General features: G+C 36.4%; 26 protein-coding genes and 2 pseudogenes. 9 read left to right on the top strand and 19 right to left on the bottom strand.

The features are described from left to right. Nucleotides 1–21 precede the first annotated feature (21 nt). A complete protein-coding gene (locus tag L3081_RS07575) occupies nt 22–1,119 on the top strand; it encodes a histidine kinase dimerization/phospho-acceptor domain-containing protein (RefSeq protein WP_242284647.1) in 1,098 nt (365 codons plus the stop codon). Next, on the top strand, nt 1,076–2,899 hold the full coding sequence (locus L3081_RS07570) for a response regulator (protein WP_242284645.1): 1,824 nt from the start codon (nt 1,076–1,078) through the stop codon (nt 2,897–2,899). Before L3081_RS07575 ends, L3081_RS07570 begins: the two co-directional genes overlap by 44 nt. 32 nt (nt 2,900–2,931) lie before the next feature. On the opposite strand, the gene L3081_RS07565 is transcribed toward L3081_RS07570, so the two are convergent. The 12 genes from L3081_RS07565 to rpoE all read right to left on the bottom strand — a co-directional run bounded on the left by L3081_RS07565 (nt 2,932) and on the right by rpoE (nt 13,036). Further along, nucleotides 2,932–3,180, bottom strand: coding sequence for a hypothetical protein (locus L3081_RS07565; protein WP_242284643.1), 249 nt, complete (start codon nt 3,178–3,180; stop codon nt 2,932–2,934). Between the two features lie 203 nt (nt 3,181–3,383). Beyond that, on the bottom strand, nt 3,384–3,788 hold the full coding sequence (gene acpS / locus L3081_RS07560) for a holo-ACP synthase (protein ID WP_242284641.1): 405 nt from the start codon (nt 3,786–3,788) through the stop codon (nt 3,384–3,386). A 149-nt stretch (nt 3,789–3,937) separates the two neighbouring features. Next, a complete protein-coding gene (gene pdxJ, locus L3081_RS07555) occupies nt 3,938–4,669 on the bottom strand; it encodes a pyridoxine 5'-phosphate synthase (protein WP_242284639.1) in 732 nt (243 codons plus the stop codon). 36 nt (nt 4,670–4,705) lie between these two features. Continuing rightward, nucleotides 4,706–5,434: a DNA repair protein RecO gene (gene recO / locus L3081_RS07550; protein WP_242284637.1), complete on the bottom strand. Its 729-nt coding sequence runs from the start codon at nt 5,432–5,434 to the stop codon at nt 4,706–4,708. Nucleotides 5,435–5,516: 82 nt separating this feature from the next. After that, the gene (era, locus tag L3081_RS07545) at nt 5,517–6,428 is read right to left on the bottom strand and encodes a GTPase Era (protein ID WP_242284635.1); all 912 of its coding nucleotides are present in this window, start codon (nt 6,426–6,428) and stop codon (nt 5,517–5,519) included. A 3-nt stretch (nt 6,429–6,431) separates the two neighbouring features. Next, nucleotides 6,432–7,160: a ribonuclease III gene (gene rnc / locus L3081_RS07540; protein ID WP_242284633.1), complete on the bottom strand. Its 729-nt coding sequence runs from the start codon at nt 7,158–7,160 to the stop codon at nt 6,432–6,434. After that, entirely contained in the window at nt 7,160–8,092 is a 933-nt protein-coding gene (gene lepB, locus L3081_RS07535) for a signal peptidase I (protein ID WP_242284631.1), read from the bottom strand. Before lepB ends, rnc begins: the two co-directional genes overlap by 1 nt. A 118-nt stretch (nt 8,093–8,210) precedes the next feature. Continuing rightward, the gene (gene lepA / locus L3081_RS07530; protein WP_242284630.1) at nt 8,211–10,001 is read right to left on the bottom strand and encodes a translation elongation factor 4; all 1,791 of its coding nucleotides are present in this window, start codon (nt 9,999–10,001) and stop codon (nt 8,211–8,213) included. A gap of 100 nt (nt 10,002–10,101) precedes the next feature. Further along, nucleotides 10,102–10,593 carry a SoxR reducing system RseC family protein gene (locus tag L3081_RS07525; RefSeq protein ID WP_242284622.1) on the bottom strand — a complete coding sequence of 164 codons (492 nt, stop codon included), beginning with the start codon at nt 10,591–10,593 and terminating at the stop codon, nt 10,102–10,104. Then, entirely contained in the window at nt 10,593–11,606 is a 1,014-nt protein-coding gene (locus L3081_RS07520; RefSeq protein ID WP_242284620.1) for a MucB/RseB C-terminal domain-containing protein, read from the bottom strand. The genes L3081_RS07525 and L3081_RS07520 overlap by 1 nt, the downstream gene beginning before the upstream one ends. A 131-nt stretch (nt 11,607–11,737) precedes the next feature. Continuing rightward, complete coding sequence (locus L3081_RS07515; protein WP_242284618.1) at nt 11,738–12,370, bottom strand: sigma-E factor negative regulatory protein; 633 nt, start codon at nt 12,368–12,370, stop codon at nt 11,738–11,740. 87 nt (nt 12,371–12,457) lie between these two features. Further along, on the bottom strand, nt 12,458–13,036 hold the full coding sequence (gene rpoE / locus L3081_RS07510; RefSeq protein ID WP_242284616.1) for an RNA polymerase sigma factor RpoE: 579 nt from the start codon (nt 13,034–13,036) through the stop codon (nt 12,458–12,460). A gap of 230 nt (nt 13,037–13,266) precedes the next feature. On the opposite strand from rpoE, the pseudogene nadB reads away from it, so the two are divergent. Then, nucleotides 13,267–14,917 (top strand): annotated as a pseudogene (gene nadB / locus L3081_RS07505) (L-aspartate oxidase). On the opposite strand, the gene L3081_RS07500 reads toward nadB, so the two are convergent. Then, on the bottom strand, nt 14,889–15,365 hold the full coding sequence (locus tag L3081_RS07500; protein ID WP_242284614.1) for a protein YgfX: 477 nt from the start codon (nt 15,363–15,365) through the stop codon (nt 14,889–14,891). The pseudogene nadB and the gene L3081_RS07500 sit on opposite strands and share 29 nt — an antisense overlap. Next, nucleotides 15,316–15,600 carry an FAD assembly factor SdhE gene (locus tag L3081_RS07495; RefSeq protein WP_242284613.1) on the bottom strand — a complete coding sequence of 95 codons (285 nt, stop codon included), beginning with the start codon at nt 15,598–15,600 and terminating at the stop codon, nt 15,316–15,318. Before L3081_RS07495 ends, L3081_RS07500 begins: the two co-directional genes overlap by 50 nt. Before the next feature lie 160 nt (nt 15,601–15,760). On the opposite strand from L3081_RS07495, the gene ygfZ reads away from it, so the two are divergent. After that, the gene (ygfZ, locus tag L3081_RS07490; RefSeq protein ID WP_242284611.1) at nt 15,761–16,738 is read left to right on the top strand and encodes a tRNA-modifying protein YgfZ; all 978 of its coding nucleotides are present in this window, start codon (nt 15,761–15,763) and stop codon (nt 16,736–16,738) included. Between the two features lie 32 nt (nt 16,739–16,770). Then, nucleotides 16,771–17,289 (top strand): FKBP-type peptidyl-prolyl cis-trans isomerase, encoded by a 519-nt coding sequence (locus L3081_RS07485; RefSeq protein WP_242284609.1) that lies wholly within the window; start codon nt 16,771–16,773, stop codon nt 17,287–17,289. Between the two features lie 384 nt (nt 17,290–17,673). Here L3081_RS07485 and ahpF read toward each other — a convergent pair. Next, a pseudogene (ahpF, locus tag L3081_RS07480) lies at nt 17,674–19,238 on the bottom strand (alkyl hydroperoxide reductase subunit F). A 147-nt stretch (nt 19,239–19,385) separates the two neighbouring features. Beyond that, the gene (gene ahpC, locus L3081_RS07475) at nt 19,386–19,949 is read right to left on the bottom strand and encodes an alkyl hydroperoxide reductase subunit C (RefSeq protein WP_242284607.1); all 564 of its coding nucleotides are present in this window, start codon (nt 19,947–19,949) and stop codon (nt 19,386–19,388) included. A 314-nt stretch (nt 19,950–20,263) separates the two neighbouring features. Here ahpC and L3081_RS07470 point away from each other — a divergent pair, with 314 nt between their 5' ends. Together L3081_RS07470 and L3081_RS07465 are read left to right on the top strand one after the other, a co-directional pair. Next, on the top strand, nt 20,264–21,172 hold the full coding sequence (locus L3081_RS07470) for a hydrogen peroxide-inducible genes activator (protein ID WP_242284605.1): 909 nt from the start codon (nt 20,264–20,266) through the stop codon (nt 21,170–21,172). A gap of 103 nt (nt 21,173–21,275) precedes the next feature. Further along, nucleotides 21,276–21,422, top strand: a complete 147-nt coding sequence (locus L3081_RS07465) for a hypothetical protein (RefSeq protein ID WP_242284603.1) — start codon at nt 21,276–21,278, stop codon at nt 21,420–21,422. A gap of 46 nt (nt 21,423–21,468) precedes the next feature. On the opposite strand, the gene tehB is transcribed toward L3081_RS07465, so the two are convergent. Both tehB and L3081_RS07455 read right to left on the bottom strand, forming a co-directional pair. Beyond that, the gene (gene tehB / locus L3081_RS07460; protein ID WP_242284601.1) at nt 21,469–22,035 is read right to left on the bottom strand and encodes a tellurite resistance methyltransferase TehB; all 567 of its coding nucleotides are present in this window, start codon (nt 22,033–22,035) and stop codon (nt 21,469–21,471) included. Nucleotides 22,036–22,446: 411 nt separating this feature from the next. After that, nucleotides 22,447–22,929, bottom strand: a complete 483-nt coding sequence (locus L3081_RS07455; RefSeq protein ID WP_242284599.1) for a YajQ family cyclic di-GMP-binding protein — start codon at nt 22,927–22,929, stop codon at nt 22,447–22,449. A gap of 250 nt (nt 22,930–23,179) precedes the next feature. On the opposite strand from L3081_RS07455, the gene L3081_RS28970 reads away from it, so the two are divergent. Then, nucleotides 23,180–23,488, top strand: coding sequence for a VanZ family protein (locus tag L3081_RS28970; protein ID WP_420839706.1), 309 nt, complete (start codon nt 23,180–23,182; stop codon nt 23,486–23,488). Then, entirely contained in the window at nt 23,488–24,441 is a 954-nt protein-coding gene (locus tag L3081_RS07450; RefSeq protein ID WP_242284598.1) for a ketopantoate reductase family protein, read from the top strand. The genes L3081_RS28970 and L3081_RS07450 overlap by 1 nt, the downstream gene beginning before the upstream one ends. Nucleotides 24,442–24,464: 23 nt before the next feature. On the opposite strand, the gene thiI is transcribed toward L3081_RS07450, so the two are convergent. After that, nucleotides 24,465–25,919 carry a tRNA uracil 4-sulfurtransferase ThiI gene (thiI, locus tag L3081_RS07445; protein WP_242284596.1) on the bottom strand — a complete coding sequence of 485 codons (1,455 nt, stop codon included), beginning with the start codon at nt 25,917–25,919 and terminating at the stop codon, nt 24,465–24,467. Nucleotides 25,920–25,934: the final 15 nt, after the last annotated feature.

Below are 25,934 nucleotides of genomic sequence, written 5' to 3'. Positions count from 1 at the left end.
AAATATTAAGTACCACTGAAAATGCATAAAATAAGCCTCAAAGACTGGGTTATACTACTCACAATTTTACCTACTGCTCTTATCAGCTTTGTTCTCGCAGGCTATTTTTCTTATAGCCGAAGTGTTGAATTAGATGAATTTCTAAACCTAAGAGCTCAAAGTATTATTGAACCTTTAGCTATTACTAGCAAAGATGCACTTATCAATAACAGCCGAGAAAAATTGCGCACAATTATTAGTGCTGCACATAGAAGCCAATCAAATATCATTAAAACCATTGCAGTATTCACCTTAGACAACCAGGTTTTTGCCACAAGTGCATACAATGGCAATATTAACCTAATGCGAATTAACCCGGGCATGAATATCCCTTTGTATACCCAAACGGAAAAATCAGACGATTATATTATCTTTCGTACGCCTATCATGGATGAAAACTCAGACAAAACCAACGATGCAAGTATTTTGGGTTATGTTTCTGTGTACATTGATCAAAGCAGAATAAAATTCAAACAACAAAATCAATATATATTTGCATTTAGTATCGCCTTCTTTTGTGTGTTATTAAGTAGTCTTTTAGCACTTAAACTGATTCAAAATGTAAGTAAACCAATTAACTCAATGGTACAGGCTATTGATCGACTTCGTGAAGGTAAACTCGAAAGCCGTGTAAGTGGTCGGTTGGTTATTGGAGAATTGAATTTTTTGAAGAAAGGTATCAATGCAATAGCCCAATCATTGGCTAATTATCAAAATGAAATGCAAGGCAGCATTGATCAAGCAACAATCGATTTGCGTGAAAGTCTCGAACAATATGAAATTCAAAACGTTGAATTAAGCATCGCCAAGAAAAAGTCGCAAGATGCAAATAAAATAAAGTCTGAGTTTTTAGCGAATATGAGTCACGAACTGCGCACGCCATTAAACGGCGTTATCGGATTCACTCGTCAGGTACTTAAAACCCCTTTAAGTAATTCACAACGTGACTATTTACAAACTATTGATAGATCAGCTAATAACTTATTAACCATTATCAATGACATTCTTGATTTCTCTAAGCTTGATCTTTGGAAAAATGGTAATAGAAAACATTCCTTTTTCATTGCGAGAGTCAATTGAAGAAAGTCTTATTTTACTTGCACCTAGTGCACATAAAAAAGAGTTAGAACTCTCAGTAAAAATTGATCACGACATTCCAGAGACCTTATTAGGCGATGCGATGCGTATCAAACAAATTATGAGTAACTTAGTTAGTAATGCCATTAAATTCACACAACATGGCTCCGTCAATATTGATGTGACATTTAAAATAATTAATGCTAAACGAGCCGCAGTAAAAATAACCATTGTTGATACGGGTATTGGCATGAATAACACTCAACAGCAGGCTATATTCAAGGCATTTTCTCAGGCAGACCAAACCATTACACGTTTACATGGCGGCACAGGTCTAGGTCTAATTATCTGCCAACGACTTGCTTATGAAATGAAAGGTGATATTGGCTTTAGTTCAAATGAAAATGTTGGCTCGAAGTTTTGGTTTGACTTTGAGTGTGGCATGAACTCGTTACCGCGTGTTGGTGAACTAGAGCATATACGCTTAGCAAATAAATCCATTTTATATTATGAGCCTCACCCTCATAGCAGAGCCGCAACCTATGATATGCTAATTAACTGGCAAATGTTGGTAACTCAGGTTGATAGTAGTAAACAGTTGGACCAAATACTTGAACAAGAAAAAAATAATGAAGCGCTTCATTTTGATTTTGCATTAATTGGTCATGACCGAACAACAACTGCGCTAAGTGATTTGAAAAAAATAGTCGATAAAGTCAAACCTCAAATTTCTAATATTCACTTAGCGGTTAATAGTAATTCGCCTAGTTTGCAAGAAGCCCTAATTGCAAGTGGTGCCATAAGTTGTTTAAGTAAGCCTATTACTGCAAACAAACTTTATAGTGCTTTATTAGCTGAGCCTGAGTATTTAACAGCACCAAGCAGAAAAATTATCCCTATAAAAGTATTAGCTGTTGACGATAATGAAGCAAACCTAAAATTAATAAATGCCTTATTGCAAGAGCAAGTGAGTGAGGTGGTACTAGCACAAGATGGTGCTAATGCTTTAGCGTTATGCCAAAGTGAGACCTTTGCATTGATTTTCATGGATATACAGATGCCAGTAATGGACGGCGTTAGTACGCTTAAAGCCATTAGAAAAAATTCAAGTAATGAAAATACGCCGATTATAGCGGTTACCGCACATGCGTTAAGTGGTGAAAAGGAGAAAATGCGTAAACAAGGATTTAATGCATACATGACAAAACCTATTGATGAAACGATGCTTAATCATATAATTTATGAATATTGTGATGTAAATTACTTTATCAATAACGCAAATCAAAGCTTACCTGTGCTTGTAGAGCCAATCCCTACCTTTGCTGATGAGACAATAACTGAGATAGAGTCAGAGAAAGATCATGAAATAGTACATGACATGCTGCATGAGAAACTTGAAAATGGCAATATCATTAACGTTATTGATTGGAAACTTGCATTAAAAAGAACCGGTGGCAAAGAAGACCTTGCAATAGAGATGTTGCTTGGCTTAATTGAAAATTTATCGGACAGTAAAGATAAAATTAGTGATGCATTAACAAAACAAGACAGCAACAAATTAAAACATCTAATACATAAATTAAATGGGGCTTGTTGTTATACTGGTGTACCAAGCTTAGCGAGTGTTTGCCAAGAAATAGAAACACAATTAAAAAAAGAAATTTCTGTAGATAATTTAGAGCCAGAATTTTTAGAGTTTTTTGAACAAGTTGCGCTAGTACTAGCACAAGCACCTAGTATACTTGAAAAATTCGATGACGAAGCCTGTATAAAAAGGCTTTAATCAAATTGTTGAACTTTAGATTTCGGTAGGATTTAATCTCTAATTTTAATATTGGGAGACGTGTTAATATCACCATCTTCGGTTATCACTGCAACACCAGAGCTACAGGTTAGTACCGCTAAGCTATGACCTTCCTCATTCCTGACAAACGCTAAATCATAGCCGAATTTTCCTAAGCTACTCGCTGAAAATTTTTGCGCTAATGAAAGTTTATTCCACCAAACTGACTGTTCAGGTGAGCTTTGGCGCCTTTCAAGCATAGACTTTTCTTCTGCTTGCATGACAATTCCTTATTAAACGTCTTTAATACAACAAATAGCCAAATTAAAAAACTTAAATTAAATATAACGTAAATGTAACTTAACTCACTATCACTTAATTGACTACAACTAAAGAGTAGAATACTGCTAATACTATTACACAATTATTCGTACACAACAAGTATAGTACAAAAAACAAACAAACAAGAAAATAAAAATGGGCTTTAATTGATTTTTTGTGAAAATGTAACAAAAGCCGTGGCATAACGTTTTTCATCGGCTAAAGAAATGTGCCACTGATTGGCGTTTTTAGCGAGAGCTAGCTCTAAAGCTTTACCTGAAAGTATGAGTGTTGGTTGCCCTGACGCTAGAGTTTTTATCTCTATATGTTGAAACGACACTCCTTCAGCAATACCTGTGCCTAATGCTTTAGATGCAGCCTCTTTACCTGCCCAACGCTTAGCAAGATAGCGCACTGCATTGAGTTCCATTTTTGCTTTAAGTACAACATAATGTTGATATTCATTTGGTGTGAGTATTCTTTTTGCTAATCGTTCACGTGTCACGTCAGACATAGTAACAATTCGCTCTATTTCAATAATATCAGTACCGATACCAACAATAGACATACAAAATCCTTTAAGGTTAGATAACCATTATTTATCGCATGGTTAAACTGAATTTCAAAAACGAATATTCCATTTGAAATATGACAATTTTAAAGGGGGTTAGTCAAAGAAAAGGGCAATAAATCACCCTTTACAGTGGAAGTAACACTTTACTGTCTTGCTTCACGCATCAGTGCTTTCATATCTCTAACGGCTTTATCAAGTCCATCAATAGCTGCTCGGGCAATAATGGCGTGTCCAATATTTAATTCAATAATCTCTTTAATTGCCGCAATGGGTTTAACATTAAAATAATTCAAACCGTGACCTGCATTTACTTTTAATCCCAGGCTATGTGCATATTGAATACCTTCAATTAAACGGACTAATTCAGCCTGCTGAGTAAGCTCATTTGGTGCGTCAGCATATTGACCAGTATGTATTTCAATATAAGGTGCGCCACTTGCCAATGCAGCATCAATTTGATTCTTATCTGCATCAATAAACAAACTCACTTGTGTGCCTACGGCTGCAATTTTTTGCACCGCGGCAGAGACTTTAGCTAACTGGCCGACAACATCTAAGCCGCCTTCAGTAGTTAATTCCTCTCTTTTTTCCGGCACTAAACAACAGAAAGTCGGCTTAACATCGCAAGCAATTGCAACCATTTCATCAGTGACAGCCATTTCAAAATTCATACGAGTATGCAGGGTTTGTTTTAACACGTGAATGTCACGATCTTGTATATGTCGACGGTCTTCACGTAAATGCACCGTAATACCATCAGCACCGGCATGTTCTGCTACGCCGGCAGCGTATACTGGATCAGGAAAATTAGTGCCTCTCGCTTGGCGTAATGTAGCGATATGATCAACATTTACACCTAATAGTAATTCAGTCATCTTCTGCTCTCTCATTGTATTGACTTTATTAAGTCATTATCTTTTTTCAAATAATTTACGGCTATTCAAAGGTTTTCCATCAAGCAAGTGATTAATGACATTACGCATTAACAACTTAAACGTTTGTTCAGCCTCATGTTGCTCTAGTGCTGCACCATGGATAATATGATGCGCAATCGCTCGCAAATGCGCTATTTTGAACCAAGGCGTACTAATATTTGCTATCGAATAATTATAGGCCGGTACAAAGCCTTCATCAGCGATATAATAAAATCCAACAATATTATCACTGGTATTACTCAGAACAGGACTAAAATCGAATGATAGTCCCAATTCTGCTAATAAGGATAATTCAAACTGTCTTAATTGTGGTGCTATCGGTAAATTATTAGCTAATGAACCAAGCGTTAACTGATATTGTTGGAACAATCCGTCACAAACAATATCATTAGTTAACAAACGTACCAAAAGTTCATTTATATAAAAACCACAATAAAGTCTATTTTTACTTAAAGCATAGGAGTTGCCCGTTGACTCAATTACCGAGATCCTTTTTAAACCAGAATCATTGCCTTTATAAATTAATTTTAAAGGTAAAAAGGATTGAATCATCCCTTTTTTAATTGAACGTTTAGATTGACCTACATAAACAAGCGCTGAAACTTTACCTTCATTTTCAGTTAACAGTTCAACAAGTTGTTGATTTTCTTTAAATGGACGAGAGTGAAGGACAAAAGCATGCTGTTCTATCTGAATATTTGACATAATTAGATTGCTACTTTTATGCGCAATTCGTCACCCTGCACTGACAAATAATAAAAATTAATCGACTTAAATACCCATTTGATTAACCAGAGTAATCGTCACCGTAACCCAGACTGCGTAATGCACGTTCATCATCAGCCCAACCAGATTTAACTTTCACCCAGGTTTCTAAAAACACTTTACTTTCAAACAAGTTTTCCATATCACGTCTTGCTTCTTGTCCAATAGTTTTTAAACGCTCACCTTTATTGCCAATAACCATACGTTTTTGACTATCACGTTCAACGAGTATCAAGGCGTTGATATGGATAATACCTTTGTCGTCCATTTTAAATTGTTCAATCTCAACCGTAGTCGAATAAGGTAATTCGTCTCCGGTAAAGCGAATCAGTTTTTCTCTTATAATTTCAGAAGCCATAAAGCGACTTGATCTATCGGTAATATGATCTTCTGGAAACCAAAAATCACTTATAGGTAGACTTTCTAAACAAAGTTTTCTGATAGTATCAACGCCCTGACCTTTACTGGCAGAAATAGGAACAATATCAGTAAAATCGTGCATTGCACCAAGCTTTTGTAATTGCGGTAACAGGGCGTCTTTGTCAGTAATATTATCAATTTTATTAACCACTAAAATACAAGGTGCGCCACTTTTTTTGATCTTACTAAGCACCAACTCATCGTCGGGTGTCCAATGTGTTCCTTCAACCAAAAATACAATTAACTCAACTTCTGCGATAGAGCTTGTAGCAGCCCGATTCATTAAACGATTGATTGCTCTTTTTTCTTCTGAGTGCAAACCTGGGGTATCAACTAAAATAGCTTGCCTATTTTCTTGGGTAAGAATACCTAGAATACGATGACGAGTTGTTTGTGGTTTACGTGAAGTAATACTAATTTTTTGACCAAGCAAAGCATTCAGTAATGTTGACTTACCCACATTAGGGCGGCCAACAATGGCTATTAACCCTGCATGGGTAGATGTATGATTCATTGACTATTGTACCTTAGTTTTTTTTTGCTTAGACTGTGCTTGCTCTAATTCTAATAACACCTGATGGGCGGCGGCCTGCTCTGCTTTTCGTCTACTGGTGCCTTTAGCAATAATCTCAGTATTAACAACATCAGTTACACAACTTACCGTAAACTGTTGATTATGTGACTGACCACTGGTATCAATAACATCATAAACGGGTAACGGAATTTTTCGACCTTGCAAATATTCTTGCAAACGTGTTTTGGGATCTTTTTGCTCATGTCCAGGCTTAATTGCACTCAACCTTTTAGCAAACCATTTTAAAATCAATCCTTTACATTGAGTTATATTAGAATCTAGGTAGACTGCACCAATAATGGCTTCTATGGCATCTTCTAAAATTGATTCTCGTCTATGTCCGCCGCTTTTAAGCTCGCCAGGCCCTAAAATGAGGTATTCACCCAACTTAAAGTCTCGACCTATTTCTGCTAACGTTACCCCTTTCACTAAACTAGAGCGCATCCTGGTTAAATCGCCTTCATCATGCTTAGGAAATTTTTCAAATAACGCTTCAGCAATAACAAAACCTAAAATAGAATCGCCTAAAAACTCTAGTCGTTCATTATGTTGTCCTTTGGCACTTCGGTGCGTTAATGCTTGAATCAGTAGCTCTGGCTGCTCGAAACTATACCCTATTCTTTTTGATAAACGGTTAATAGAAATAGGGTTAACTTGACTTTTATTAGACATTAGTTAATTGCGCCAATACGTCCAAAACGAACGTTTGTTGGGATCCAATGGGGTAAAATGCTGTCTTGTGTTCGGCCAAAATCAAAACTCATCCATATAGCAACGGCTTGCCCTACTAAATTTTCTTCAGGAACGAATCCCCAAAAACGTCCATCTAACGAATTATCTCGGTTATCACCCATAACAAAATAATGCCCGGCCGGCACTAAAAATTCATCTTGAGCAGTACCTGCTTGCTGAAAATAATGACGTGTTCTTGGTAACGTATTTTGATTATTTAAAATGTTATGGGTTTTATTAAACATAGCCGCTTCAAATTGATTCATACCTTCTTGAGCATCAGGACCGTCATATTTATTCGTAAAGGTATTTACAATTTGCACAAAATCAGGACATTTCGCATCAGACTCTTGGCATGCTTCTTTAATATACAAAGATTTATTACGGTAGATAATACGATCACCTGGTTTACCAATAACACGTTTAATATAATCAATGCGTGGATCTTGAGGGTATTTAAAGACAACCACATCACCACGTTCAGGAGAATCAACTTCGAAAAACTTTTTGCGAGCAACGGGATCTCGTAAACCATAATTATATTTATTTACTAAAATAAAGTCACCGTCAAGCAACGTAGGCATCATAGAACCCGAAGGAATTTGGAAAGGTTCATAGAGAAAAGATCGTAAAATCAAAACAAAAGCGATTACGGGAAAAACCTGTATTGAGGTATCAACCAAAGGGGACGGTTCCATTAAGGTCGTAATTGTTTCAGCCGGTAATTCAACTCCACTTTTTTCTTTCGCGTTGTTTTGTGCTTCAACCACTTTTAATCTACGTTGTGGCGCTAAATAAAGTTTATCTGCAAACCATACAATGCCGGTAATGACAGTAATAGCAACTAAGATAATTGAAAAATAAACAGCCATAGGATTCCTATTCTTAATGAGTATTGTACATACACTAAATCAAATTATTGAACGCTTAATCTAACGTGTACTGTGATGATTTAGTATGTACTTATATATTTTAAATTATTTATCTAATTTATTTATCTAATTTAAGCACAGCTAAAAACGCTTCTTGTGGTACTTCTACATTACCTACTTGTTTCATACGTTTTTTACCTTCTTTTTGCTTTTGTAGTAATTTTTTCTTCCGACTAACATCGCCACCATAACATTTAGCGGTTACATTTTTACGTAATTGCTTTACGGTGGTTCTAGCAATAACGTTATTACCTATCGCTGCCTGAATGGCAATATCAAACATTTGGCGATGGATCAGCTCTTTTAGTTTATCTACCAATAATCGACCTCGAGCAACTGAGTTTGCTCTATGGGTGATCATGGCTAAAGCATCCACTCTATCACCATTAATCATAACATCAACCCGTACCATGTCTGCCGCTTCAAAACGAACAAAATGGTAATCAAGCGAAGCATAACCGCGACTAGTTGATTTTAATTTATCAAAAAAGTCCATCACTACTTCCGCCATAGGTAATTCATAGGTTACGGCAACTTGATTTCCATGATAAATAATATCTTTTTGCACACCACGTTTTTCAATACATAAGGTAATAACACTACCTAAATATTCTTGAGGTACTAAAATATTCGCTTGTACAATGGGTTCACGAATCTCATCAATATTATTAATTGCAGGCAAGTCTGCAGGATTATCAATAGATAAAATATCACCATTAGTACACGCAATTTCATAATTTACCGTAGGTGCCGTTGTAATTAAATCAAGGTCATATTCACGCGCTAAACGCTCTTGAATAATTTCCATGTGCAGCATACCAAGGAAACCTATACGAAAACCAAAGCCTAACGCTGAAGAGTTTTCAGGTTCAAAAAATAATGAGGCATCGTTAAGACTTAATTTATTAAGCGCATCACGGAAATTTTCATACTCATCTGAACTAATAGGAAAAATACCCGCATACACTTGTGGCTGAGCTTTTTTAAACCCAGGTAAAGGAGTCGGTGTTTCACGTTTACTTATGGTAATTGTATCACCAACAGGAGCACCATGAATTTCTTTAATGCCCGCAATAACAAAGCCAACCTCACCTGCACGTAATACTTTTGTTTCAATTTGCTTAGGTGTAAAAATGCCGACTTTATCAACTTGATGAACCTGTCCTGTAGACATCACCAACATTTTATCGCCTTTTTTAATTTCCCCATTGATTAGCCTAACTAAAGAAACAACGCCTTGATAGTTATCAAACCATGAATCAACAATTAAGGCTTGCAGCGGGGCATCATAATCCCCTTTGGGTGCCGGAATATTTTTAACAATGGTTTCTAATACATCTTCAATACCTACACCTGTTTTTGCTGAACAGGTAACGGCATCAGTCGCATCAATACCAATGATATTTTCAATTTCTTCACTAACACGTATAGGATCAGCTTGCGGTAAATCTATTTTATTCAAAATAGGTAGAACTTCTAAATCCATCTCTATGGCGGTATAACAATTAGCAACGGTTTGTGCTTCAACGCCTTGTCCTGCATCAACAACCAGTAAAGCACCTTCGCACGAAGCCAAAGAACGAGACACTTCATAGGAAAAATCTACATGGCCCGGTGTGTCGATAAAATTCAACTGATATGTTTCACCATCTTTAGCAATGTAGTCTAGTGTCACACTTTGTGCTTTTATGGTAATGCCACGCTCGCGCTCAATATCCATTGAATCAAGCACTTGTGCTTCCATTTCACGTTCTTGTAAACCTCCACAATGTTGAATTAGACGATCTGAAAGCGTAGATTTACCGTGATCGATGTGAGCAATAATAGAGAAGTTACGTATGTTTTTCATAAAGGGTGATTCAGATAAAAGTGATTAATTCAAAAGTGGCGTGATTTTAACGAATTTAGCGCGTTGGGGCTATCTTTTGTTGAACTTTTCAACATAGCATCTAGTCTGTGCTTAGGGTATTCACATCAAAAAGCTTTGGCAAAACTTTTAAAATCTCAGGTTGTAGGCTTTTTTGTTTACTTGGATTGCTTTGCAATTGCTTGGCTACACGATAGCCTAAGTAGCCACCGACAAGCCCCAAAGCAACTCCGGCTAGTTCATGGGATAATATATTTTCTTGTAACAACCATTGACCCAATGCTGAAAAAGAAAAAAGCCCAAACACGGGTAATAAGTAAACTTGCCAAGCGCTATGTAACACATCGCCTTCTGGTACGGTCAAAACAACACAATCACCTATATTGATGGTCATATTGTCCATCGATTTAGGTTTAATAAGCGTGAAAGATAACGTTTTTTTAGGAATCGCTTTTGCTACTTGCCCACTTGCACAAGTATCTAGCTGTGAGCAACTATTACAGGTTGACTTTATTCGACTCACCATTGTAATTTTTTCGTTATCAATAGCTGTGACTGTCGCTAACTCTTCCATTAGTGCAAAGGCAGCTTACGATTAAAAGTAACCGAGTTGACAATTTTTTCAGCGGTTTCTAATGGTATTTTACCAACCACACTGACTTCAATATTATTCATAACCTGACTCAACACTAAGGTTGCTCCATCACTAGCAAATTCTATTGCTCGTTGCTTTTCTTTACTCGGGTTTACGTAAACAGAGATATCAACTAAGCCATCATTAAACAACATAAATTCTACCGGCTGTTTACTGTTATTAATTCGGTGTCTATCTGATTTTATGGGTTCAAAACCATCGGGTAACCAGTTAACCTGCCAAGTTAAGTCTGTGCTTTCTTGCAGTGAAGTAAAGTCAATTACTTTTGGTAATTCAGCTGCTTGCAATTGTTTTAAATTTTCTGATATTGTGTCTGTAATATCTAAATGAGTAAACTGAATTTGCTCAAGTAATTTACCCTGACGTGTAATTACGGCTAACTTTAGCAGCAAACTACTTTCTTGATCTAACCAAAGCCAATAACCAAAACGATGCGTGTCTTTAGGGACAATACGAATTAACTGAGCAGCTCGACCTAATATTCGATTTTTCCCAACAGAAACAAAATGATAGTTTTTTTCTAAAACACTAATATCTTCCCCAAACACTGACGGAATGGGACCACTGAGTTGTTCTGATCTTATTGAGTAAGGTGCAAATTCTGGCTCTATATAACTGACTGTATTGTTAATACGTAAAATATCGCGACGAGGTCCATTCAGTATCGCCAAAATCTCAAGCTCTATCTTTTTAACTTCACCTTCTAGAGTTTGCTCTTCAACAATGCCATGAAGCCAATGGTAAGGTTCTGCCTGATTATTTTTCACCACGACGAATGATGTATTAAAGTTTATTTGACGCAAGGATTTGGAAAGTCGTTCTAATAAGTGCTTTGCCTCGTCTACATCAGCCGATAGTACTGAAAAGCTAATTAAAAAACTTGTGATGCAAATAAAGATACTAGCAAAGCTGAATGATGCAATTGATTTCATGTTGTCTCGAAATTATAAGCATTAAAAAGTAAATAACTTATTATACTTAAGTTATTTACTTTTTATATAGTGGGAAAGCATAGATAGCGGAAATAAAGTCATTCGTCGTTAGTTGAATTGATCTAGTTTAATTATTCTACTCTAGTTTCTGCTCCGACTTCTGTTTTTATCACTGAGTTGTTATCGTCAGTGGCTTTTGCTGCACTAAGTTTAATTTGTTGTTGATGATCTGAAAGTAAGGCTTGAAAACGTCTTTGTTGCTCTATTCTTTGTTCTAGTGCGGCTTCTTGTTGTGACTGGGTGTTTTGTTGATAATTAAAGCTTACCGGATTGGCAAAACCACCTAAAGGCGTCGTTTGTACTATTTGGCTAGGCGTAATAATTTCATCTGTTTCAGCAGTATTCTGCTGCACACCGACAATCATTAAACCGGCAGCCGATGCAGCAATCGCTAATTGTCCAACGGGCTTCATCAGTTGAATAATTTTAGCTTTAAAGCCACCTGACGCTTTACTGCTAGAGGTACTTGGTGCAAGTATCGTAGGCTCTTCAGCAATAGCCGCTGAAATTTCCGCCGATAAATCTAATTGTAAAGTATCTGGTATTTCATTACGCATAACATCACCAATTAAGTGGTAGTTATGCCATGTATTTGCTAAGTCTTCATCCTTGAGCATATCATCAATAGTTTGTTCTGACGCTTGATCAGAATTACGATAATTATCAACCATCGAAGATATTGTCTCAAACTTACTTTCACTCATACTTTAACCTTTTAATTTGTACTTTAATTAGTACTTAAAATGGAAAAACTTTCGTTTAACGCTTACTTACCACCAACACAGTTTTAGCTATTGCATTAGTAATGGTGTAATTTTTTTATCTATAGCATCACGTGCTCTAAATATTCGTGAACGTACTGTACCGACAGGACATTCCATAATAACGGCTATTTCTTCGTAACTTAACCCTTCAATTTCTCGAAAGTTTATGGCAATTCTCAAATCATCTGGTAATTGCGCAATTGTATCAAAAACAACTTTTTTAATCTCTTGAGTAAGCAGTACCTTTTCTGGGGAGGCATTTTCTCTTAATGCACCACCACCATCATAAAACTCTGCATCTTCAATTTCAACATCATTACTTGGTGGTTTACGTCCCAAAGCCACACTGTGATTTTTTGCACAATTAACTGCAATACGGTATAGCCAAGTATAGAATGCGCTTTCCCCTCTAAAATTAGGTAAAGCTCGATACGCTTTAATAAATGCCTCTTGCACTATATCAGGCACATCGCTGTGGTTACTGACATAACGCGACACTAAATTAGCCACTTTATGTTGATATTTCGTTACTAACAGGTTGAAGGCGTTTTTATCACCCTTCTGGACCCGCTCAACCAAATCTTGGTCGACGTTCTGTTCGCTCATTTGAGCCATTTCTCCTAAGTATACCCATAAAAATTATAGGTAAAAAAACACTTTACACATTTGGCTCATAACAAACGCATTAATTAAGACTACACATTTTCACAAAAGTTCTTTTTAATTTTACTTTTTTTTATATTTTAAACTGATTAACGCTTACTTGCCCTATTAACAAACATTAATAAGCGTTAATATCACAGTATAATAACTGATTTTACTTAACATTCGTATATATGAATCAACAAAACAATTGTGATGTATTAATTATTGGCAGTGGCGCCGCCGGTTTAACGCTTGCTTTACATTTAGCAAAAAATGCTGATGTAGTCATTTTAAGCAAGGGACAGCTAAATGAAGGTTCTACTTTTTATGCTCAAGGTGGGATAGCAGCTGTTTTTGATGAAAACGACAGTGTGCAATCGCATGTATCTGATACCTTGATTGCCGGTGCGGGGTTATGCGATGAAAGCGCGGTTCAATATACCGCTGAAAATGCAAAAGCCTGTCTTGATTGGCTGATTGAACAAGGAGTCGATTTTGACAAAGAACAAAATCAACAAGGTGAACAACAGTACCATTTAACACGCGAGGGTGGACATAGTCATCGTCGAATCCTGCATGCGGCTGATGCTACAGGCAAAGTAATTCAAACAACCTTATCAGAGCGGGTTAAGCAGCATTCACGCATTCGTGTATTTGAACGGTATAATGCCATTGACCTTATCTGTGAAGAAATTACTGACCATGATAAAGAAAAACAATGTATTGGTGCATATATTTGGAACAGAAATACAGAAAAAGTTGAAAGTATTTACGCACAAAAAACCATTTTAGCGACGGGTGGCGCTAGCAAGGTTTACCAATATACCTCTAACCCTGACGTTGCCAGTGGCGATGGTATTGCCATGGCATGGCGAGCCGGGTTGTCGTGTAGCCAATATGGAATTTAATCAATTTCACCCTACGTGTTTATTCCATCCTGATGCGGGTACCTTTTTATTGACCGAAGCGCTACGGGGTGAAGGCGCTAAATTAAGACGACCCGATGGAAGTCGCTTTATGCCGACCTTTGATAAACGTGCCGAATTAGCGCCGCGCGATATAGTAGCACGTGCAATAGATTTCGAAATGAAGCGTTTAGGCGTAGACTGCATGTATTTGGATATCAGCCATAAATCAAGTGACTTTATCCAACAACATTTTCCTACAATATACCAACGCACTAAAGCATTGGGTATTGATATTACTAAACAACCTATGCCCATAGTACCGGCTGCACATTATACTTGTGGTGGCGTAATGATTGATCAACATGGCAGAACAGATGTTCATCAACTTTATACCATTGGAGAAATGTCTTATACAGGCTTGCATGGCGCTAACCGTTTAGCCAGTAATTCATTACTGGAATGCCTAGTTTATGCACGTGCCGCAGCATTGGAGATTAGTGATTCTTTAGAGCACAACAATGACTTTAGAACATTGCCTCTATGGGATGAAAGCCGCGTAACTGATTCTGACGAAGAAGTGGTTATTCAACATAATTGGCACGAATTACGTTTATTTATGTGGGATTTTGTTGGTATTGTTAGAACAACTAAAAGGCTTGAACGTGCTTTGCACCGTGTTGAATTATTACAACAAGAGATTGAAGATTATTATCGAAATTTCAAAGTAAGTAATAATTTACTTGAGTTAAGAAATTTAGTACAAGTGGCCGAATTAATCATTCATTGTGCTCTTGAGAGAAAAGAAAGCAGAGGCTTACATTACACCCTAGACTACCCTGATATGCTACAGGAAGCTAAACCAACCATACTGTATCCATCCAAAAACTCAAGAAACAATTTAGTACCTAATCGTGATAATTCAATTGAGAAATAACATTTGATAATCGAGAGAAGTCGTCTTCATAAAGGCTGTCACGGAAAATAAATACGCGTTTTATTGCATCATTATTGTTCGCATTATAACGCGTATTATCATTACAATACTGCAAATACAACCAACACCCCAAAAAACTGAATCGGCTACGGGTAAGTAGTTGATAGTAATGTACTCCATCAAAAGAGCAGCGCCCTTGATTATCAAGCTCAAAGCTTGCTACAACAACTGGTTTCCCTTTTTTTGCGAGCAAGATTCCCAATAATAAAACACTTAATACTGTACCCGCTAAAATAAGATGATAGGCATAAGTAAAATAAACAAGCAATAACGCAATAATAATAACGGTAACACTAGCGCAGAATAAAGGCTTATAACGAGATTTTTTAACCTCTATATTATACTTTGACGCGGTTGAGAATAAATTGCACCATGGTGTTAAGTTCACTGTCTTCACAAATTTTATGTCCCATAAACCAAGCAAATAAATCAGGATCTTGCTCGGTAAGTAAACGCTCGAAAATGCGCTGATCTTTTGCTGCTAAATCATCATATGCTTCATCAACAAAAGGAATGAAAAGTATATCTAATTCTAACATACCGCGACGACAGGCCCATTTCAATCTCGCTTTATTAACGACAACGTGGGTATCGACTTCTTGAGAGTTTACTGTTGCTGACATAGTAATATACCTAAAAATGTAATAGTTTTTTAACTAAGCTATATTGTAACAATAACCCTTGTTTTTTTCGCCAATTAATTGTGCCTTTTTTTACAGTTAAACTTGATTTTTATGACTTTGCCCCTATTTATCTTTTATTACTCACGTTGTGACTCTTCTTATGCCAATAAATCTTGAAGCAAACTTACCAGACTTAAACCAATTACCTGCTACTTACTTAGTGTCATTATCCCATTACAGCGCTATTGCCTTATGTGGAGAAGAACAAAGTAAATATCTTCAGGGACAGGTTACCTGTGACGTAACCACAAGTTCAGAACATAACTTACTTGTAGGTGCTCATTGCAACGCCAAAGGTAAAGTCTTTAGTGTATTTCGTTTACTAAACCGAAACTCAGCACACCTTTTAGTGCAACCTAAAGCAAGTATAGAGTCTTCAATTACCGAGCTGAAAAAATATGGTGTTTTTGCTAAGGTTGAAATTTCACAAACGGATGAATTGCAATTTATTGCCTTTGTTGGCGAAAATGCTGTCAGTGTTTTAAATAGTCAATTTTCGCGTACGCCTGATAGCCTAAACCCTGTTGTGCAATCAGACACGACGACATTAGTTTACATTGCCGGCAAACAAGCACGTTATTTAATTATTGATACTGCTGAAATGATTGAACGTATTGTGCTTAATATTAATTTACCTATATACAATAACGCTATATGGAATTTATTAGAAATCAAAGAAGGTTTTGTACAACTGTCTGATAAAAGTAGTGGTGAATATGTTCCACAAATGCTTAATTTGCAGGCAATTAACGGTATTAGCTTTACTAAAGGTTGCTACTTAGGGCAAGAAACTGTCGCCCGTATGCAATATTTAGGTAAAAATAAAAAAGCCTTATTCTCATTAACAACAACACTGCAACAACCTCTACAAAGTGATGACATTATCGAAAAACAATTAGGTGAAAACTGGCGTAAAGGCGGCGACATTTTAAGTGTTTATCAAGCGGATAACGGTACTTGCTATATTCAAGCAATATTAGCCAATGATTTAGATAGTTCAAGCCAATTACGAATAAAATCACACCCAGAATCTACCGTGTTAATTAAAGACTTACCTTACGCTTTAATAGCCGAATAACTTAAATTATAATTTTGAATAGGGATAACCAGATGAAAATTACCAATAACTCAGTCGTAGTAATGCACTACGCGGTATCAGATAGCGAAGGTACATTAATTGATAGCTCTTATGATCATAAACCTATGACGATTATTCAAGGATCAGGCTATTTAATTCAAGGACTTGAAGACGCTTTAGTCGACCATAAAACGGGCGATAAATTTGAAGTAGCAGTAACCGCAGCAGACGCTTACGGTGATCGTCATGACGATTATGTTCAAACTGTACCGAAAGAAGTATTACAAGGTGTTGAAGACCTAACGGTTGGTACACAACTTCGTGCAACTACCGATGATGGTGAACAAACCGTCATTGTGATTGATGTCACTGATGATGAAGTAACCGTTGATGGTAATCACCCGTTAGCAGGTATTGATTTAAGTTTTGACGTAGAAATTTTAGAAGTACGTAAAGCAACTGAAGAAGAGCTAGCCCATGGTCATATTCATGATGAAGGCGAATCATGCGGTGGAGATCACGATGAGCATGACCACGAGCAAAGTAAATAAAAAATCAAGTTACACTGTGGTAGTTACAATTCAAGCTATTCAAATGTTTTAGCTCGAGCTTAAGCATTAAAACACAAGAATTTTATTAAAGGCAGCCAGTGATAAACACATGGCAGCCTTTAATCTTTAAATTACATTATAACTATTATTTAACCTCAGCTCGGCTTAATAAATCTTTCTATAATGGCTATTTTACTAACTTCTTCGTTAAATTCACTTGCAATAGACCGACTATTGACGCGTAAATTTGCCTTGAATTAAGCAAAACTATCTCATTATAGTGATAAGAGGAAAATTAAATACTAATTTTCAATGAGTTAAAAACCTCTTAACCCGAGTTGAGGTTATTTAATATATGTATCTGCGAGTTTCCCTTGGTTACTATTAACTTTCTCTAATAATATAATCAAAGGCTGACAAGGAGGCTTTTGCGCCCTCGCCCATAGCAATTACTATTTGCTTATAAGGCACAGTTGATACATCACCGGCGGCAAAGATACCAGGTTCACTTGTGTTACATCGCTCATCAATAACGACTTCGCCATGTTTGGTTCTGTCCACAACACCTTCCAAGAAAGCACTGTTAGGAACTAACCCTATTTGCACAAAAACCCCCGCTAACGATTGTTGTTTTACTTCGCCAGTAACTCTGTCTTCATACGCTAAAGCAACGACTTTTCCTCCTTCAGCGACAACTTCTTTCGTTGCTACATTTTTAATGATAGTAATTTTGTCATTCGCTTCAGCTTTGTCTACTAACACTTTATCTGCTTTTAATTCAGGTAAAAATTCAAATACCGTTACATGATTAACCATACCGGCTAAATCCAATGCAGCCTCAATACCTGAGTTACCACCACCAACAACGGCTACATCTTTACCTTTAAAGAAAGGACCATCACAATGCGGACAATAGGCGACGCCTGAACCAATGTTTTCTTTTTCACCTGGTACGCCTAACTCACGCCATTTTGCACCTGTGGCTACAATAACAGTTTTAGACTCAATCACTTCACCACTAGATAAGTACAATGTTTTCCATGGGGAATCGGTGGCGTTGCTTTCAATCTTTTCAACCCGTAAAAATTCCTTAATGTTAATATCATAGTCACTTAAATGTGCTTGCATATTCCCTGTTAATTCTGTGCCTGTAGTTTTTGGCACTGAGATTAAATTTTCAATACCTACGGTATCTTTTACTTGCCCACCAATACGGTCTGCTATCAGAGTAACATTCAAGCCTTTTCGGGCCGCATAAATAGCTGAAGCTACACCTGCCGGACCAAGCCCCCAATGACGGTAACGTCTTGCAAAGGCAATTGCGTGTCATTGTCAACGCCAACAATAGACGGAAAGCGTTCGATTAATTTATCGACTAATTGCGCCGTATCAATTTTACCATTGGCAAACAGCTCACCATTTAAGTAAACGCTAGGAACACCTTGAATATTACGATCTTCAATTAATGATGGATATAAGCCACCATCAATCATTTCGGTGTTAATGTTGTTATTAATTAACGCAAATTGGTTAAGCGACTGCACTACATCAGGACAATTGTGACAACTTAAAGAAATAAACACTTCAAAGTGTAATGGTTCGTTAATTTTCTTAACCATTGCCGTTAAGGTTTTATCAAGTTTATGCTCAGTGCCCGAGGAATGTAATACAGCTAAAATAAGTGAATTAAACTCGTGACCACTGGGTATACCTGAGAAATGGATGCCGTTATTTTTTCCTTCAACCTCTAAATAAAATGTGATTGGACTTCTCAAATTTTCATCGCGCTCAACTAACGTTAAATTTTCAGACACGGATGACAATTGGCTCAAAAACTCTTTTAATTCTGAGCGTTTTTCGTGTTCCCCTGTTTGTAAAACAAATGACACACTGTTTTTCATATTTGCAGTATACGTTTTTACTGCGTTTAAAATATCTTTACTTAACATGATACTACCTTAAATATTACGAATTAATAATGAGTTAATGAGCTAAATAACGGCTCACTTGGTATAAAAATGGCGGAACGTTTTAAAACGGAGTCCGCCAGTAGATTGTACTTTTTAATAACGATTAAAAATTTACTTCAGAGAACGTTATATTTTGCCAACTAAATCTAAGCTAGGTGTCAGTGTTGCTTGACCTTGTTCCCATGCTGCAGGACATACTTCACCATCATTTTCACGAACATACTGTGCCGCTTTTACGTTACGAACCATGTCTTTTGCACTTCGGCCAATACCACCGGCATGAATATGAGCAACTTGAATGATACCGTCTGGGTCTACTAAGAAGGTGCCACGGTGTGCCATGTGGTCTTCTTCAATCATTACGTCAAATCCTCGGGTAATGTTGCCCGTTTGGTCACCAATCATTGGGAAGTTAATCTTACCAATGGCATCTGAAGAGTCATGCCACGCTTTATGTGAGAAGTGTGTGTCAGTTGATACCGCATAAACTTCAACGCCTAACTTTTGTAACTCTTCGTATTGGTTTGCCATATCTTCAAGTTCTGTAGGGCAAACAAAAGTAAAATCTCTTGGGTAGAATAAAAAGATTGCCCACTTACCTTTTACGCTTTCGGTTGATACTTCTACAAACTCGCCATTGTGGAATGCTTGTGCGTTAAATTCTGGAATTGATTTGCCTATTTGAGCCATGAGTATTTCCTCGCTTGTGTTATAAAATAGTAAATTAAAATCTGTTTTTGTTTAGTTCAGAAAGCGTGTTTGCTTTCGATGGAGTAATAATAAATTAGGTAAATAATTTAATATAATTAAAAGATTTGATTTTTATATTCTATTTTTTAGAACATAAAGTTTTGATAACGTCTACTCAAAAATTTAAATACACTTTATTTAGATGAGCTTTTATCCATAGTTTCTGATGGTTATGACTGTGCAATAAGTTATAGATAATTTTATCTAATCAATTAGAATAGAGATAACGTTCAATATAATTAATAACCAAAAATATGATTTCATTAAAGCAACTTCACTATGCATTAGCGGTTGAAAAAACACTGCATTTTAAAAAAGCTGCCGAGCTTTGCAATGTATCTCAATCAGCATTGAGTACCGCAATTAACGAACTAGAAAAGCACATAGGAACAGTTATTTTTGAACGCAATAATAAACAAGTATTAGTCACAAATAATGGTAAGAAAATACTCGACAAAGCAAAAAGGATTAAGCTTGAAGTAGACGAACTGATGCAAATATCACAAGCAAATCAAGAGCCTTTTTCATCCCCTATGACTATTGGTGTTATTCCTACCATTGGCCCTTACCTTTTACCAAAAGTGTTGCCCGAAGTAAGAAAACAATTCCCTGCGCTTAAATTGAAAATTATTGAAGAACAATCCCATGTATTAGTTGATAAAGTTAGAACTGGCGATATCGATGCCGCGATTCTCGCCTTACCATTTCCTATAGACGGTTTAATGAGCTTTGACTTTTGGCAAGAAGATTTTTATTGGGTTTGCCATAAAGATGAATCGCCTAGTAGAGTAAAAGAAATAACCAGTGCCGAATTAGAAATTGAAAAGTTGATGCTGTTAAAAGATGGCCATTGCTTAAAAGAGCACGCCTTAGCGGCTTGTAAATTTCAGAAGCAAAAAGAAGATTCAGATTTTGACTCAGCTAGCTTACATACGTTAGTTCAAATGGTTGCAGGCAAGCTAGGTACAACTTTAGTGCCACAGATGGCGCTAGATCAATTAATACATAATGCATCAGAGCTTCGCGCTATTCATTTAAATGAGCCAGGCCCACATAGAACTATCGCATTAGTGATCAGACCAAACTATGTGAGAACCAATGAATTAACACTGTTAAAACAAATTTTTACTGAACAACTCACCTTAAATGTAAGTAATGCATAATCTTTGATTTGTTTTATCGCACATTGTTATCAATTATATGATATTTACCCTGTTGCATTTTTAGATAACAATGATTTCATCTTCAACGAACAAGGTGAATACCATGAAAAAGCTTATAGAAACTATAAAATCAATTTTACACATTGAAACACGAAGCACTGCGCAATTAAACTGCAACTACTCAGATAACTATTATGGTGATCAATATTGCCAACCACAGCATTGTTTAAACGACAAAAGCATTAATTGAGTATTGCCATGGTGCACAGGCTATTTTTACATTTGAAATTATTGTTTTAGTTCGATTTCTGCGCCAATAGCGTTGCAAACTGCAATTTTGCGCCATTGTGCATAGTACCGACATCTTCATTGTATTTAATCAGATCCCACGATTTATAAGCATCACGCAACTGCCCTGCTTTCAAGGTAAAAGGAAATGGAACTGGGCAAGGATTTTGGTCTGTGTTCATGGCACATACAATCAGGTTATAACCGCCTGCAAGTGTATGATTCTGCATATCAGCAATAATAGCATCAACGCGATCAGGGTTGATAAACATTAAGGTTACAGTGCACGAAATAAAACCATACACCTCACTTAGGTTGGCATTGTTAATGTCGTAAATCTGAGCCTTAATTCTATCCATGTCCTCTTCTGTACTAATACTTTGCAACATATCAATAGCACTGGGATTAATATCTACAGCAGTCACGTTAAATCCTTGTTGAGCGAGGTAAACCGCATTACGGCCATTAGAACACCCCATGTCTAACGTATCGCAAGGTTCAATAATTTTACACGCTTCTACTACTTCACTGTGTGCAGGATTTAGGCCGTAACGGCTATTTAAATCAACGATCATGGTAATAACTTAGTTTTGAAATGAGGACTATTATCTTACTACTGATTTTGCCTAATAGAATATTAATAGCCCAATTTTATGGATTTTAGTTGACCTTAATCAACAATACTATTGTTTGAAATAATTATAGTATTTGGGTATTAAAAACAAACATCAACGTCTTATAAGTAAGGCATGTTATACCAAGCTCACTAACGATGTCATCATTTCTACTTGCTAGAATCACCGGCTACATCGTTATTTATTTAATAATTAGAACAACTCATTATTGAAATAAATACCTTGTATTCGGCAATTTTTCTACCGATAAAATAGATCATTTAATTAATGAAACGGCTATTAGTGGTCGTTGCGAAGTACAGGTCAATTGGAGTCATCTTCGCAATAGTAGGTTTACTGCTTTTCAGTGTATTAATCTTTAAAATTAGTAAATTGAAAAGATTGTTCTAGATCTGACTCACGTACTAAACGCATTACGGCTTGTAAATCATCACGTTTTTTTCCTGTTACTCGCACTTGTTCGCCTTGAATAGCCGCTTGTACCTTAAGTTTTTCATTTTTAATTAACTTAACAACCTGTTTGGCTACGTCCTGTTCAATACCTTCTTTAAAGGTAACTTGTTGACTCCAGTTTTTGCCTGTAGCGGAAGCATTGCCAATCGACATTGCTTTCGCATCAACATTACGTTTAGTTAATTGGCTACGTAACATGTCACAAAGCTGTTTTAACTGAAAATCGCCTTCGGCTTTTACTGTAACGACTGGCTTTTTCCATTCAAAGCTTGCCTGTACACCACGAAAATCAAAACGCGTAGTAATTTCACGATTCGCATTATCTACAGCATTACGTACTTCTTCTAAGTTAGTTTCAGAAACAATATCCATTGATGGCATAGTTATTCTCTTTTATAAAATAGGTTAATGCGGCTATTATACCTAGCAAAAAGTACCAAACAAGCTAGCGTTAACAGAATTTTCATTCACATTCTCCCTTGGCATGATAATATCTACCTATGATCTTTTAACATGTAAGCACTTGTGAAAGCACAACACCACCTAATCTTTTTTCTACTCGTCCTTTGCGCGGCGAGTTTATTGTTTTTCTCCGGCCGAATTGTTACTTCCTGAATCAATTAAAAAAATAGTGTTTCGATCACCACAGATAGATACCATTGGACACTTTATTGGTTTTTTTATACTCACGTGGTTTGTTTCATCAATACTGAAACTTTCCATATTCAATACGTTTTTTTCTCTAAGTTTTTATTCCGCATTGAGTGAATTAGGGCAATATTACTTAGGTTTTCGTAATGGCGAGTTTAGTGATTTTTTTGCGGATATTGCCGGAATTAGTCTTTACCTTTTCCTTAAATATGTTTATTTATTATATAAATTCTACACATTAAAAAGAATAATACATACCAGAGAATCAGCAAAAGTACGGACCCATTAATGAACATTATTATTATTGGTCCAGGTGCAATGGGTTTACTTTGGTATCATCATATTGGGCAGTTGTTTAACAAAAACCCTGAGTACCATAAATCACAACTTCATTTGTTGTCATCAAAGAGTTTCCCATTGACGCATGAAGATTTATCAAATAGAGAACAAGACTATTGTTTTACTGATCAACATAACCAAACCCATCACAATAGTATTCACTATGCTCAAATAAAAAACATTGAGCAAGCTGACATTATTTTACTTTGTGTAAAATCGTTTCAAATATCTTCAGCGTTAAAAAACATAGTCAATCATTTGAACAAAAACAGCGTTATTATTCTTTCTCATAATGGCATGGGTACAGTAGCAGAATTACCAACAGAAATTGAAAAAGATCATGCCGTATATACTTTACTGACCACCCATGGATGCTTACGTTCTGCCCCCTTTTGTATTACGCATACGGGGGTTGGGTCTTCAGATTTAGGCTTACTGTTAGGAGCGAGTAATGCAACACAACAACAATCACTTACGCAATTATTAAATACAGCATTACCCGACGTAAATTTCCAGACGAACATAAAACAAAAACAATGGTTAAAGTTGGCGATTAACTGTGTTATTAATCCTTTGACTGCAATAAACAATTTAGAGAATGGCCAGATAAACAATGCAAAATATCAAACCAGTATTACTCTTTTACTAAACGAAATCATTGCGGTCGCCAGTGCTGAAGGGGTGCAATTTGATCTACATGAACTTAAACAAAGAATAAAAGAAGTGGCGCAAGCAACAGCAAAAAACTGCTCATCCATGCGCTGTGATATTCTAGCAAAACGTAGAAGTGAAATAGATTATATTAATGGTTATATCCATCATTTAGGAATAACGCATGGTATTGCCACACCAGAAAATACGATGTTGTGGCAAACCGTGAAAAACCTAGAATCGGAATACTAGGCTTTAGCACTATCTGGCTTATGTTACGGACGGTAAACCTTCACATTTTTAAAGCCATTGTCAATTAAATATAGCGCTTGTAGCTTACTCATCACACCATGGTCACAATACAGTAAATAATCTTTACTCATATCTAAATCACCAAATTGGGTCGACAATTTATAAAATGGAATACGCTTCACTTCAACGTTTCCAAGGGCTAATGGTTTATCTTCTTCCTCTTCTGGGCTACGTATATCAACGACTACCGCATTAGCAGGAATGTTTTCAACAAGATCTACCGCATGAATTTCTTCTTCAGTTTCTTTGCCTATATCTCGAATATCAAAAACGCGGGTTTCGCTAATAACTTTATCTAAAATATCAAAATTAAAGTTACCTTCTTCTTCTTCTACTTTGGATAACACGGCTTTAACCGTAGGCTTTTTAGAAATAACACCACAATATTCAGGGATCGTTTTTGCAAAATCTTCTGTGCCAATTTTACGAGCAATATCAATGATATCTTGTTTATCATAAGCGGCTAACGGACGTAAAATTAATGTCTCTGTAACTCGGTTAATCACATTTAAGTTAGTCAACGTTTGGCTTGATACTTGCCCTAAACTTTCACCTGTTACTAGTGCCTGAATTTTACCTCTTTCAGCAATTTTAGTAGCAGCACGCATCATCATACGTTTTAGCACTACACCCATTTGACTATTTTCAACGTGTTCTAAAATTTCAGCAACTACTGGCTCAAAATCAACAGCAAAGAATTTTACTTTATGAGACGCTCCAAACTTATTCCATAAATAATAGCTGACTTGCTTAACGCCAACTTCATGTGCCGAACCACCCAAATTAAAGAAACAATAATGCGTACGAGCACCTTTTTTGATCATTTGATAGCTAGCAACACCTGAATCAAAACCGCCAGACATAAGAGATAACACATCTTCTTGTGTAGCTATTGGGAAACCGCCTAAGCCTATATGACGCTCTGTCACAATAAAGAGATCTTTATTTTTTATTTCTAAACGAATAGTAACATCTGGCTTACTTAGCTTAACTTTGGCACTTTCTACCGCTTGATTTAAGCCACCGCCAACATACTGCTCTACTTTTAGCGAGTTAAAGTCGTGTGTGCCAGTGCGTTTTGCACGAACACAAAAAGTTTTATTTTCAATCGTTTTTGCGTGAACCGCTAACGTTTTTTCATAAATGTCATGAACATCAACAAACTCACTTTGCTGAACTTCTAAAAACATTGGCACACCAGGAATGCATTTAAGTGCTTCAACTAAACGTTCACGATTTTCGGGGCTATTATCTTTGGTATTAACTTCAACATTATCCCAATTCATACGTGTGGTAATTTGTTCATCAACACGGCGTAATACGTTTTTAATGTTCGACTCTAAAATTTTCGTAAAACGTTTACGAACAGGGCGAGATTTAATGGTGATTTCAGCTTGCAGCTTTACGATAAATTTCATCGATAGTGGCCTAAT

Origin of the sequence: Colwellia maritima (assembly GCF_022669015.1) — a bacterium.
Taxonomy (GTDB): domain Bacteria; phylum Pseudomonadota; class Gammaproteobacteria; order Enterobacterales; family Alteromonadaceae; genus Colwellia; species Colwellia maritima.
This window is presented reverse-complemented; position numbering and strand designations above follow the sequence as displayed.